12 protein-coding genes are annotated in these 12160 nt (G+C 26.6%); 8 read left to right on the top strand and 4 right to left on the bottom strand.

The genetic code is table 11. From position 1 onward, the window contains the following. Positions 1 to 58 precede the first annotated feature (58 nt). The 4 genes from A9601_RS15845 to A9601_RS15830 all read left to right on the top strand — a co-directional run bounded on the left by A9601_RS15845 (position 59) and on the right by A9601_RS15830 (position 3788). The gene (locus tag A9601_RS15845) at positions 59 to 715 is read left to right on the top strand and encodes a glycosyltransferase family 2 protein (RefSeq protein WP_011818846.1); all 657 of its coding nucleotides are present in this window, start codon (positions 59 to 61) and stop codon (positions 713 to 715) included. Position 716: 1 nt separating this feature from the next. Continuing rightward, complete coding sequence (locus A9601_RS15840; RefSeq protein WP_011818845.1) at positions 717 to 1787, top strand: N-acetylneuraminate synthase family protein; 1071 nt, start codon at positions 717 to 719, stop codon at positions 1785 to 1787. A 67-nt stretch (positions 1788 to 1854) separates the two neighbouring features. After that, positions 1855 to 2706: a class I SAM-dependent methyltransferase gene (locus A9601_RS15835; protein WP_011818844.1), complete on the top strand. Its 852-nt coding sequence runs from the start codon at positions 1855 to 1857 to the stop codon at positions 2704 to 2706. Between the two features lie 158 nt (positions 2707 to 2864). Further along, on the top strand, positions 2865 to 3788 hold the full coding sequence (locus A9601_RS15830) for an NAD-dependent epimerase/dehydratase family protein (protein ID WP_011818843.1): 924 nt from the start codon (positions 2865 to 2867) through the stop codon (positions 3786 to 3788). Positions 3789 to 3799: 11 nt separating this feature from the next. Here the strand turns inward: A9601_RS15830 and A9601_RS15825 are convergent, their stop codons facing one another. Genes A9601_RS15825 through lhgO form a run of 4 tightly spaced genes read right to left on the bottom strand, consistent with a single transcriptional unit; the run spans position 3800 to position 8444 of the window. After that, positions 3800 to 4915, bottom strand: a complete 1116-nt coding sequence (locus A9601_RS15825) for a hypothetical protein (RefSeq protein ID WP_041484559.1) — start codon at positions 4913 to 4915, stop codon at positions 3800 to 3802. Further along, complete coding sequence (locus A9601_RS15820) at positions 4912 to 6120, bottom strand: hypothetical protein (RefSeq protein ID WP_041484558.1); 1209 nt, start codon at positions 6118 to 6120, stop codon at positions 4912 to 4914. Before A9601_RS15820 ends, A9601_RS15825 begins: the two co-directional genes overlap by 4 nt. A 55-nt stretch (positions 6121 to 6175) precedes the next feature. Continuing rightward, the gene (locus A9601_RS15815) at positions 6176 to 7234 is read right to left on the bottom strand and encodes an NAD-dependent epimerase/dehydratase family protein (protein WP_011818840.1); all 1059 of its coding nucleotides are present in this window, start codon (positions 7232 to 7234) and stop codon (positions 6176 to 6178) included. A 7-nt stretch (positions 7235 to 7241) separates the two neighbouring features. Beyond that, positions 7242 to 8444: an L-2-hydroxyglutarate oxidase gene (gene lhgO / locus A9601_RS15810; protein WP_011818839.1), complete on the bottom strand. Its 1203-nt coding sequence runs from the start codon at positions 8442 to 8444 to the stop codon at positions 7242 to 7244. Between the two features lie 168 nt (positions 8445 to 8612). On the opposite strand from lhgO, the gene hisH reads away from it, so the two are divergent. Genes hisH through A9601_RS15790 form a run of 4 tightly spaced genes read left to right on the top strand, consistent with a single transcriptional unit; the run spans position 8613 to position 12123 of the window. After that, the gene (gene hisH / locus A9601_RS15805) at positions 8613 to 9275 is read left to right on the top strand and encodes an imidazole glycerol phosphate synthase subunit HisH (RefSeq protein ID WP_052293371.1); all 663 of its coding nucleotides are present in this window, start codon (positions 8613 to 8615) and stop codon (positions 9273 to 9275) included. Further along, the gene (locus A9601_RS15800; RefSeq protein WP_011818837.1) at positions 9259 to 10023 is read left to right on the top strand and encodes a HisA/HisF-related TIM barrel protein; all 765 of its coding nucleotides are present in this window, start codon (positions 9259 to 9261) and stop codon (positions 10021 to 10023) included. Before hisH ends, A9601_RS15800 begins: the two co-directional genes overlap by 17 nt. Further along, on the top strand, positions 10023 to 11135 hold the full coding sequence (locus A9601_RS15795) for an N-acetyl sugar amidotransferase (RefSeq protein WP_011818836.1): 1113 nt from the start codon (positions 10023 to 10025) through the stop codon (positions 11133 to 11135). The genes A9601_RS15800 and A9601_RS15795 overlap by 1 nt, the downstream gene beginning before the upstream one ends. 37 nt (positions 11136 to 11172) lie before the next feature. Beyond that, complete coding sequence (locus A9601_RS15790; protein WP_011818835.1) at positions 11173 to 12123, top strand: MraY family glycosyltransferase; 951 nt, start codon at positions 11173 to 11175, stop codon at positions 12121 to 12123. Positions 12124 to 12160: the final 37 nt, after the last annotated feature.

Genomic DNA, 12160 nt, shown 5'->3' with positions numbered 1-12160 from the left:
ATAAATTGGCAATACTTAATAAATGTTACTATTAACTTTATTAGTTTAAATTCATAGGATGAATAATCCAATTGTTTCTGTAATAATTCCATGCTTAAACGCAGAGAAATTTATTTCTAGAGCATTAAGATCAATTTTGCATCAATCTTTAAATAGAGAAAAATATGAAATAATTGTAATTAACGATGGTTCAACCGATAATTCAGATTATCTAATAAAACAGTTTAAGGAGGATATAAGGTATTTTACTAATGATAAAAATATGGGGTTGCCTAATACATTAAATAGAGGAATTTTGGAAGCAAAAGGTAAATATATTTGTAGATTAGATGCAGATGATTTTGTGAATCAGTATTATTTGTTATTTCTGCTCGAATATTTAGTTCAACATCCAGAAGCAAAAGTTTGTAAGTGTGACTATTACTTAGTAGATGAAAATGGAGAGAACCGAATATATACTTCATCTTTAGAGAATCCGATTGGATGTGGGACAATTTTTGAATTAGATTTATTGTCAAAAGTTGGTGGATACAATAAGAAATATTTATGTAATGAAGAAAAAGAATTATTTATAAGAATTGAACGTCTAACTAAAGTGCATCATTTGCCAATGCCACTTTATCGATATAGAAAACATCCCGAAAGCCTAACAACTAATGATTTAGTTATGACTAAGTATGATCAAATTTTAGAAAAAGATTATCCACAAAATTGATATGTTAAAAAATCAAAATTTTGATAGTTATTCACGAATATTTAACAGGAAATTAGAAGAAGGAATAATTATTGCAGAAATAGGAGTTAATCATGGAGGAGATATTGATAAGGCAATCGCAATGATTGATGATGTAAAAAATAATGGAGGAGATGCGGTTAAATTTCAGACTTACAAGGCAAATTTGATTGCAAGAAAAGATTCAAAAGCATATTGGGATACTACCAAAGAAAAAACAATGTCTCAGTTTGAGCTTTTTTCTAAATATGACAAATTTGGTTTAGAAGAATTTAAGAAAATTGAGGATTATTGTAAAAGAAAATCGGTTCTATTTATGAGTACTCCATTTGACTCATATAGTGCAAATTATATTAATCAGTTAAGTAAGATACATAAGGTAGCGAGTGTTGACATAACAAATCATATTTTAATTTCGCAATTAGCATCTTATGGAAAGGATATTATTTTATCCACGGGAGCCTCAAATTTAGATGAGATTAAAGCTGCCGTAAGTTTAATAGAGTCTAAAAGTAAAATTTCTCCAGCACTTCTTCATTGTGTAGTTAATTACCCTACATTAGATAAAGATGCTAATTTATTAAGAATAAAAAAACTCAAGGAAAGTTTTCCTGAAAATATTATTGGATATTCAGACCATACTCTGCCAGATAAAAATATGATTGTATGTACTCAAGCATATAATTATGGGGCTTTAATAATTGAAAAACATTTCACATATGATAAGAAAATCCAAGGAAATGATCATTATCACAGCATGAATGCTAATGATTTAAAAATTCTCAGAACTAATATTAGTAAAGCATACTCACTTCAAGGAAAGGGAAATATTAAACCTATGGAAAATGAGAAGTCTTCAATATTGCATGCTAGGAGAAGTTTGACTTCAAAATTTTTGATTAAGAAAGGATCGATACTTTCGAAAGAAATGATCATCCCAAAGAGACCTGGCAATGGAATTTGCCCATCAAAAATTGAAGAAGTATTAGGGAGAAAGGTAAAAAAAGAAATAAAGGAAGATTCTCCTATTAATTGGGAGGATTTAGAAATTTGAAAAATTAATATTTTAATATTGTTAAATGATTTTTTTATTTTCCCAGAATTTAGAAGTAAAATAGTTTATGTGGTTAATAAAAATATTTTTAAAAATTATTTTTTCACGAATACCCATTAAAAAAAGTATTTGGAAAAAAATTGGTGTTTTTAGAAATGGAGGAATGAATAGGGCAGAATATTCTAAAAAGATATTCTTCGGACATTTGGAAGGCTTAAGAGCTATTAAAAAGATTGAAGAACCTACAATTATCGAGTTAGGACCAGGAGATGGTTTGGCGTCTGCTATTTATTCTAAGATTTATAACTCTCCAAAAGTTTTCTTAATAGATATAGAGGAATGTGCCGATTATGATATTTCTGTTTATAAAAAAATTATAAACTCTTTAGATAATAATTTGCTTACTAAATTAGATATCCAAAATTTAAGAAATATAAATGAATTATTAAATACTTTTAATGCCTCTTATTTAACTGATGGATTAAATAGTCTAAAAAAAATAAGTTCAGATTCAATAGACTATTTATTCTCGCATTCAGTTTTGGAGCATATAAGATTAAATGATATTGATGAATATATTTTTGAAATGTATAGAGTTTTAAAGCCGGGAGGATTGATTTCTCATAATATTAATTATAAAGACCATCTAGATGAATCTCTAAATAACTTAAGATTTTCTGAAAACATATGGGAGTCAAGTTTTTTTGCATCTAGTGGTTTTTATACAAATAGAATCCCAGCAATTGAGATGCATAAGAAATTTTCTAATCAGGGTTTCAATATTATTTGGGAGAAATATGGTAATTGGCAAAAGTTGCCTTTAAAAAGAAAGTATCTTAATAAAAAATTTAGAAAATATTCTGATGAAGATTTGAAAAAATGTACTTCAGCTTTTATTGCTTGCTTAGAAAATAAATAGAATAGATTTATATAAGTATAAATTTTAAAATGTTAAAAATTAATATAATTAAATCTAATTAATAAGCTTCTGTAAAATTTAAATTTGTTTATTAAATTTATCTTCTTATTTTTTTTATAATAAATAAACCAGTTTATAAAAATCTTAAGTTTTTCAAAATGCAAAAAGAATTGTTAGTAACTGGATCATCAGGATTTTTTGGAAGTGCATTAATAAATAGAGCCCTAAAAAGGGGATGGTTTGTTAAGGGCACAGCAAGACATTCTTTAGGAATTCTCTCTGAACAATTTGGTGTTGATATCAATTATTTAGATTTATCAAAAGATACAATTTCAATACCAAAAGCTAATTATATAGTTCATTGCGCAACTGCTAATGAAATTAAGTCTTTAGATTTATTTAAATCTATCGATTCAACTATAAAAGGCACAAAAAAATTAATTGAATATTGTTTAGAAAATCGATTTGAGCATTTTATTTATATTTCGACTGTTGGAATTTATGGAAGAGAACTTAATGGAGAAATTAATGAAAATTCTCCTTTTCAAGCAAATTCTAATTATGCTTTAAATCATTATTATGCAGAAAAAATTTGTGAAAGATATGCCTCAAGAAATTTTAAAGTGACAATAATAAGATTATCCAATGTTTATGGAATTCCTTCTGTTAGCACTGTAGATAGAAATACATTGGTACCTATATGCTTTGTAGTTAATTTATTAAGAAAAGGTGTTGTAGAATTAAATTCTTCTGGACTTCAGCAAAGGGATTTTATTAATCAAATTGAAGCATCAGATATAGTATTAAATTCCTTAAATAATCAGAAAAGTAATTTCGATATAATTAATGCTTCAAGCGGAAAAAGTTATTCAATTATCGAAATTGCAAAAATTGCATGTCAAGAATATTCTAAATTTTCAGGAAAAGTTGGAAAAATAACTTCAATGCCTGATAAAAATAATTATGAAAATAACTATAGTTTTTCTAGTAAGGCTTATAAAAGTAAAGACAAAAATTTAGAATATCTTTCAATAAATGAAACTATTTCAGAGTTATTTAAAATTTATAATGCATTAATTTAAAATATTTTTTATTAATTTATAGTTAAAACTTTTTCCCAAATTTCATCAATTTCTAAATTATATTTAATTGAATTAAAATATATTTTATTTTTTTCATTAGTTAATTTTTTAAATTTTGATCTATTTGCAAATATATTAAATAATAATTTTGAACAGTTTATAATAGATGAATATGATATGACTCTTCTATATTTTTTTTCAAATCTTAAATAGTCTTCTAAATTCGGACATAAAACCAAACCTAAACCTAAAGATAATAATAATCTTATTTTATTAGCTGGTTTGTATTTTGTTGCTGGGTGAAGAGAATTGACAGTTATAATCGCAATATCACTTTTTTTTGAGAATTCAATTAAATTTTCCTTAGTCCATTTCTTGTATTGAATATCAGTCCCAATTAACTTGAGAAGATTGACAACTAATTTTGTTGGAATTGTAAGACGACTATAGGCTGATATTTCAGGATCTGTTAAAAAATTTATTTTTGAATTTATATTTTTAATTTTTAATAAAAAACTACAAAAAGCAAGTTTAAGTAATGGAATTAAGGCCCCATATCCAATTCCTTCCCATAGGATATTAATTTTTTTCTGTATATCAGGTATTTTTTTAATTTTTACATTTTTCTGAAAAATTTCTTCAATATAATCTGGAATTACATAAATATCCTTATTTTTTAAAAATGGATATAATGTTAAAAGGTTATCTCTCTGAAAATCAGAACCTAAAATAAGAGTATTTGATAAAGACATTAATTTATAAGAAACTTCTAAAAAGTCGTTCCTTCTGTTATAAATTATCCTTCTATAAAACTTTGTAAATAAATTATATAAATTAGATTTATATCCATGATAAAAATCAATATAAATACAAATTAGTTTCCTTTTTTTATAAGAATCATTATTTTCAAATTGATAAACTAGTCTTGAAATAATATCAGTATTAGCGGGCGTTATAAATACTATTATTTGTGATTTATCAATAATAAATTTATGATCAATAGACTTTATCTCGAACGTTTTTTTTCTAGAGCAAAACATTTTGACCCCTCTCCTATCAGAAGGATGGCTAAAATCTTCCGATGCTGGTAAATAATTTATTATTGTTTGATAGGAATCTTTTCTCATATTTTGAATTCTTTAAGATATTTCAAGAAGTTTTTCCTTATCAAAATTCTATGGTTTGTTTTTGTCATTCTTTTTAAATCGTCAACAATATGATTATCTAATTCATATATGCTCATAATATCAATAAATCCACCCATCTTTTTGCTCAAATTACATGCTGCACCTGCAGAACTGTTTGTTAATATTGGTAGACCTGCTGCCAAGTATTCATAAACTTTTATTCCAACCCTTGTAATATTATCAGGACCATCAAGCATAATATGGCAGCCTAAATTAAAGAATGATAAACTTTCTTCGATTGACAAATCCTCTAAAAATATAACTTTGCATTTTAAGGAATTAGTTAGTTCAGTTTTTTGTATTTTATTGAGCCATGAACTCTTTATCGCAAAGCAAAATTCTATATTTTTGCCAACTAATTGGTAAAGACTGTTTAGATGTTTAATATATGGATAAATAGAATTCCATTGTCTTGAAGACCCAAGACTTCCTAAAAATCCAAAGACTATTGTATCAGGTCTTATATTAAATTTTTCTCTATAAAAGTTTGATAAACCTGGCTCAGAGATTTCAAGATTAAAAATCTTCTCATCAATATTGAAATGTTTTAATGAAATTTCTCCCTTGAACCCCTCGGATTTGAACCATTGATACATCTCTGGAGTAACAACTGAAACTTTATCAGTAAAATGTAATATAAACTTCTCCTGTTTTTTCCAGTTTTGATATATCTTTCCACCAAAAGACCATTTTTGAACTGTCACGCTTTCTTCTGGATATAAACTTCTTGGGTCAAAATTATGATTTATTTTTTTTACTTTAGACTTTATAACTGAGGCAATTACACCAGCGTGATATGCCCTAGATATTATTTCGATTTTATAATTATTTCTAATTTTTTTCTTAAGGTAAAATGACAAAAATCTTCCTATTAATTTCAAATAAATTGAAAACAATTTCGTCTTTTCTAAATATCGGCTTGGTAAAGCAATTGGTAGACATATTAGATTAATATCTATGGAAGTAAGATATTTTGAAAAAGATCTTATTTTTTTTAATTCTTTTAAAAAAATATGTGGTTGCCATATAAGAATAATAGTTACTTTTTTAAATGCTGATTTTATTTTTGCTTCTAGAAAAACTTGATTTTTTAGTATTCCAGATTCTATTCTGTCATTATAAATAAGGTGAACTATTTCATTCATCTTTATTAATTTATGAAAATTTTATTTATTCTATAAGAATGTTGTTTGCAATATATTATTTCCAATTTAAATTTACATCTATTAAGTTGTTTTGTTTGAGAGATTTAAGAGCATTTAATCTAATTAAATGATTTCTATCTTCTCTTGAAAGTCTTTCTTTAAATGGTTTGAGAGCCTTTAACATTCTTATTACAGATTTTTTCAAATTTATTTGAGGTGTAAAATTTTGAGGGGTTAAATTAAAGTATTTATCAAAACAAACTTTATAAGATCTTTTATCAGGTGCAGCAGACTTATTGATTTTTATATGAATATCTTCTCCTAATAATTTTTTAATTTCAAAAGCTAAATCCTTTATTTGGTAGTTCCAATCTTGTGATCCCACATTTATAACCTCCATTTGTTTCCCAGATAATCTATTGCATGCCCAGAAAATAGATCTTGCCATATCTTCTACATCTATAAGTGGCCTCCATGGAGACCCGTCACTTAATATTTCAATTTTGCCTGAATTAATTGCTGTCGCGACAAAATCATTAAGAACAAGATCAAGCCTTAAATTTGGACTATACCCGCAGGCGGTAGAAAATCTAAGTGAGGTGATTTTTGTGTTTTTATAATTAATTAAACCTAATAAATCATTCTCAGTGCCTACCTTACTTTTTGCATAAGCAGTTAGCGGTTTAACAGGATCTTTTTCAGTTCTTGGTGAATCTGATCCGGTTCCATATACTGAACATGATGATGCAAAAACAAATGATTTTACATTATTATTTATAGCCTCTTTGGCTATGAATAAACTTGATTCTTGATTAATCTCTTTTGTCACTTTCGCAAATTCGCTACCCATTGGATCATTTGAAATAGCTGCTAAGTGAACAATAAAATCTGCTTTCTCAATATATTTGGATAATTTATTTTTATCTCTAACGTCACCATATACTTGTAAATCTAAGAAGGGTTTTTCCGTCAATACCTCTGCGGCTATGGGGCAATTAACGAAGTAACCATTGTCATATCCGGTTATGAATGAATTAGGATCATTTTTTTTTATAAATTTACATAAAACAGGCCCTATATAACCCAAGTTTCCTGTTATTAAATAATTATTCATAATAAATTCAGCTAATTAGAGATCTTACTACATAATCTGCAATGCTGAGTGAAGAAGTTGCTGCAGGACTTGGTGCATTTAATATAGATATAAAGTTTCCCTTGATTCTAATATCGAAATCTTGTTCAAGATCTCCTTTTTGGTTCATTAGTTGAGCTCTTATTCCTGAAGGGCCTCGATAAATCATTTCTGATTTTATGTCTGGAATTAGTTTTTGCAAACTTTTAAGAAAAATATTTTTTGACAAAGAACGAATTATTTCTCCAGCGCTAATAAGAGGATATTTTAAAATAAATCTTTGCAAACCAATATATGAAATAGATTCATAAAGTTCATTTAAATTGATATCACTCCATTTATATCCTTCTCTTGCTAATGCTAAAATTGCATTAGGTCCTGCTTCTACACCACCATTTATCATCTTAGTAAAATGTACTCCCAAAAAGGGTAACTTTGGATTGGGAACTGGATATATAAGGCTTTTAACTAAATATTCATAATCAGGTTTTAAGCAATAGTATTCTCCTCTAAAGGGTAAAATTTGTTTTTTTTCAATATCAATTCCTAGAATTTTAGAAATCTTATCACTATATAATCCAGCGGTAGATATTATTATATCACCACATAATTTATCCCCATTTTGTAAAACTAGCTCTTTATATTCATTATGGTGATTAATATTTACGACTTTAGAGGAACAGAGTATCCTTCCGCCAAATGCAATGATTTCTTCTTTATATTTTCTTGCAACTTCCTTATAAGAAACTATACTTTCCTCTGGAACATGAATACCAGCTTTTGATTCAACATAGGGCTCTATTAAATTTACTTCTTTGGCAGTTAATTTCTTAATGCCGATTAATTGATTTATTTTACCATTGTTAAAAAGGGAATCTAATCTTTCTAATTCGTTTTGACTGGTGGCTACTACAACTTTTCCGCATTCTTCCCATTTAATTGAATTTTGATTACAGTAATCCTTCATCAAAAGAATACCTTCTCTACTTAATTTTGCCTTTAAACTGTTTGGGGGATAATAAAGGCCAGCATGCATTACACCACTATTTCTTGATGATTGGTGATTTGCGATATCTTTTTCCTTCTCCAAAATTGTAATTTTTTTAAAACCCTCTTTGAGAAACTTTCTTGCAATAGATAATCCTAATATTCCTCCTCCAATTATTATTATTTTTTCTTTCTGCAGAATCATTTTTAGCTAGAGGTATATTAATTAATTTAAATATTACTTAAATATTTAAAATAGTATGATTTAGTAAAAATTATATCCATATGTAAAAATACATGAAAAAATTGTTATTTTGCATTCAAATCTATGCAGATACCATCTTATATTAGATAGTTATTGATTAATAATTAATTGAGTATAGAAATCCCTCCTGTAAAAGTAGGTGTTATTAATATTGGCTTTGGAAATATTGGATCTTGCATTAATATGCTGGATTCTATAGAAAATTGTGAGACAGTTATTGTAGAAAATTATCAAGATTTTAAATATACAGATATGCTTATTCTCCCAGGCGTAGGTTCTTTTGATACTGGGATGAAACTATTGAAAAAACGTGAACTTTGTAAACCTTTAATTGATTATGCAAATAAAAAAAATCTTTTAGGTATATGCTTAGGTATGCAATTAATTTCAGAAGGTAGCGAGGAAGGAAGTGAAGAAGGTTTGGGTATCATATCAGGATATTTTAAGAAGTTTCCTAAAGAAGATTTCAACTCAAAATCCTTAAAAGTACCTTGCATGGGTTGGAATTTTGTAGAATATTCCTTAGAAAAGGGGTATCTATCCCATGAATATGCAATTAATGGAGTTACTAGATATTATTTTGTACACTCTTATTATTATGCAGGACCAGAAGAAAATGTTTGCGGATGGAGCAATCATGGTATTAAATATGGTGTCGTTATAAATAATAAAAAAACGATCGGGGTACAATTTCATCCTGAAAAAAGTCATGATTTTGGGAGAAAATTTTTAAAAAATTGGATAAATAAAAATTATGAAAAAACATCCTAGAGTTATTTTATCTTTAATAATTGATAGTAAAAGAATGATAAAAAGATCAAAATTCAAAAATTACAAATATCTTGGAGATCCATTAAATATAATAAGGATTTTTAATTCTAAAAGAGTTGATGAAATATCCATAATTTCTTGTGAAAATTATGAAAAGAAAGATATTAATATTGATTTTGAATTCCTGGAAAAAATTTCTGGGGAAGCATTTTGTCCATTAACTTATTCAGGAGGTGTAAGAAGTTTAGAAGATGCTGATAAGCTTTTTTCTATAGGTTTTGAGAAGATTGGGATTAGAAATCTTCTTCATACTAATCCAGAAGTAATAAAACAAATTGCTGAAAAATATGGTTCCCAATCCGTTGTTATTTTTATTGATTATAAAGAATTAAATAATAATGAAATTGAAATTTATACTTCATATAATTCATTTTTCAAATCAACAAAATCTTCAATTCTTGAATTTATAAAAAATGCAGAATCATATGGAGCTGGTGAGGTGGTTTTACAATCTATCCTTAGAGAAGGCCAATCAAAGGGTCTAGATTTAGATATTATTAAAGAGATTACAAATAAAACAATACTTCCAATTATTTCATCTTGTGGAATGAGAGATTTATCTGATGCTAGAAAGGCATTCTCATTAGGAGCTGATGGAGTTATGGCAAGTAAGTTTTTTTCTCTTTATGGGAATTGTGATGGAGTATTATTGACTTATCCAACCTATCAGGATATTGAAAAACTTTAATGGCAAAGGAATGTGTAAATTGTTTATTAAATGATTCTTTAAGCAATGTATTTATTGATAATTCTAATATTTGTAATTTTTGTAAGTCTTATTCAAAAAGAAAAAAACAAAATAATGATAAGCAGTTAAAAAAAATAGCTTTGACTAATATTCTTAATAAAATAAAAGATAATAATAATAAAAAATATGATTGTATTGTTGGAGTATCTGGAGGATTAGATAGTTCAACAGTTTTAATAAAAGCTAAAGAGCTAGGGCTAAGGTGTTTAGCAGTTCATATGGATAATGGATGGGATGAACCTTTATCTCAGAGAAATATTGAGATAATTCTTAAAGCTACGGGATTTGATTATGAAACTTGGGTTATTGATTGGGAGGAATATAGAGACTTACAAAAAGCTTATATCGCTTCAGATCTAATAGATATAGAAATGCTTTATGACAATGCAGCCTTTGCTGTAAATTTTTATTTCGCTCAAAAATATAAAGTTAAAACAATTCTATCCGGGGAAAATATTGCTACAGAGGGTATTTCAATGCCAAAAGAATGGTCTTGGCAAAAATATGATGCAACAAATATTTTGTCAATTGCAAAATCAGCAAATATAACATTAAAGACTTTTCCTTATATTCGTTTTAGAAGAGTATTATTAGCTAAAATTTTAGGAATTAACAGAATACCACTACTAAATTATATTGAATATAGTAAGGAAATTGCTTTAGAAAAATTGATACCATTAGGTTATCAACCATATCCGTATAAACATTATGAATCAGTTTTTACAAGATTTTATCAAGGAGAGATATTACCTAGAAAGTTTAATATCGACAAAAGATTAATTCATCTATCATCTTTGATTCAGAATGAGTCAATTACAAAAAAAGAAGCAAAAAAAGAATTAAATAAACATCCTTATTTAGATTTGCTTAAGTTAAAAAAAGATAGAAAATTTATCTGTAAAAAACTTAAATTAAGCGAATCTGATTTTGAAAGTTATTTAAAAAGGCCCGAAAGAAGTCATCTAAATTTTAAATCTCATGCAAGGCTTGTTATTATTTTTGCAAAAGTAATAAAATTTATTTTTAGAATTAAAAAAAAGATTTATTTTTAATAATTTATATAAATTACAAATAATTTAAATTTATAGAATGACTTATTTTTATTTATTTTTAATTTTTATTATATTTGCCTTATCAAGCTATTTTATTTATAAAAAGTTTATTCCTGCTTTTTTCTCTTTCATACCTGATAGTCCAAATACAAGAAGCTCTCATAGTAAAATTATACCTAGAGGAGGTGGGCTAATTTTTAGTTTGCTTGGTTTATTTAGCCTTTTATTTTCTGGAAATCTATCTCAATTATTTTGTATGCCGCTCGCCTTTATTGGATTTTTGGATGATAAGTTGAATTTGTCTCCATTATTTAGATATTTTTCCCAGATTATTACTGCAGTTGTTTGCTTAATTTATAGTGATAATATTCTAAAAATTTTTGCTTCTTTTTCTCATCCATTCTTATTTTCTTGCTTATATTTTTTGTTTTTAATAGTAATTTCTGCAATTATAAATTTTTCAAACTTTATGGATGGAATAGATGGTCTAGTAGCGAGCTGTTTTTTTATTATTTTTGGAAATATGATTTTAAATGGTGAGTATGATCTTATACCAGTAACTGGAGCACTCTTTGGTTTTTTAATATGGAATTGGACTCCCGCTAAGATTTTTATGGGAGATATTGGGAGCACTTTCTTAGGCGCTTTATTTGCATTTAAAATATTTAATTTAAATTCTTTATCTTTATTTTTTGCTTACTTGATAGTAGCTTCTCCACTTTTTGCAGATGCCTTAATTTCTATTATTAGAAGATTTATAAATAGACAAAATATTTTTAAACCGCATAACTTACATTTATATCAAAGGCTCTATCAAGCTGGATGGAAGCATGATCATATATCAATAATTTATATATTATTCACACTAATTTTTTGTTTGACATTCAACATATTTGGATTTAAATATCTAATAATTACATTTTTCTTAATGTTAATGACTGGTTATTATTTAGAGCGCAAATATGCCCTGCCATTCAAAAGAAATTAATACAAACTTTTATTTTAAAAATGATCTTTAACTTCAA

This window comes from Prochlorococcus marinus str. AS9601, from assembly GCF_000015645.1.
Taxonomy (GTDB): Bacteria; Cyanobacteriota; Cyanobacteriia; order PCC-6307; family Cyanobiaceae; genus Prochlorococcus_A; species Prochlorococcus_A marinus_O.
Note: the sequence above shows the minus strand (reverse complement) of the source record. Positions and strands in the feature narration are given on the sequence as shown.

What these genes read in the sequence shown, in the direction of transcription:
- A9601_RS15845 (WP_011818846.1), top strand. Translation starts at nt 59, where the DNA reads ATGAATAATCCAATTGTTTCTGTAATAATTCCATGCTTAAACGCAGAG.
- A9601_RS15840 (WP_011818845.1), top strand. Translation starts at nt 717, where the DNA reads ATGTTAAAAAATCAAAATTTTGATAGTTATTCACGAATATTTAACAGG.
- A9601_RS15835 (WP_011818844.1), top strand. Translation starts at nt 1,855, where the DNA reads ATGTGGTTAATAAAAATATTTTTAAAAATTATTTTTTCACGAATACCC.
- A9601_RS15830 (WP_011818843.1), top strand. Translation starts at nt 2,865, where the DNA reads ATGCAAAAAGAATTGTTAGTAACTGGATCATCAGGATTTTTTGGAAGT.
- A9601_RS15825 (WP_041484559.1), bottom strand. Translation starts at nt 4,915, where the DNA reads ATGAGAAAAGATTCCTATCAAACAATAATAAATTATTTACCAGCATCG.
- A9601_RS15820 (WP_041484558.1), bottom strand. Translation starts at nt 6,120, where the DNA reads ATGAATGAAATAGTTCACCTTATTTATAATGACAGAATAGAATCTGGA.
- A9601_RS15815 (WP_011818840.1), bottom strand. Translation starts at nt 7,234, where the DNA reads ATGAATAATTATTTAATAACAGGAAACTTGGGTTATATAGGGCCTGTT.
- lhgO (WP_011818839.1), bottom strand. Translation starts at nt 8,444, where the DNA reads ATGATTCTGCAGAAAGAAAAAATAATAATAATTGGAGGAGGAATATTA.
- A9601_RS15800 (WP_011818837.1), top strand. Translation starts at nt 9,259, where the DNA reads ATGAAAAAACATCCTAGAGTTATTTTATCTTTAATAATTGATAGTAAA.
- A9601_RS15795 (WP_011818836.1), top strand. Translation starts at nt 10,023, where the DNA reads ATGGCAAAGGAATGTGTAAATTGTTTATTAAATGATTCTTTAAGCAAT.
- A9601_RS15790 (WP_011818835.1), top strand. Translation starts at nt 11,173, where the DNA reads ATGACTTATTTTTATTTATTTTTAATTTTTATTATATTTGCCTTATCA.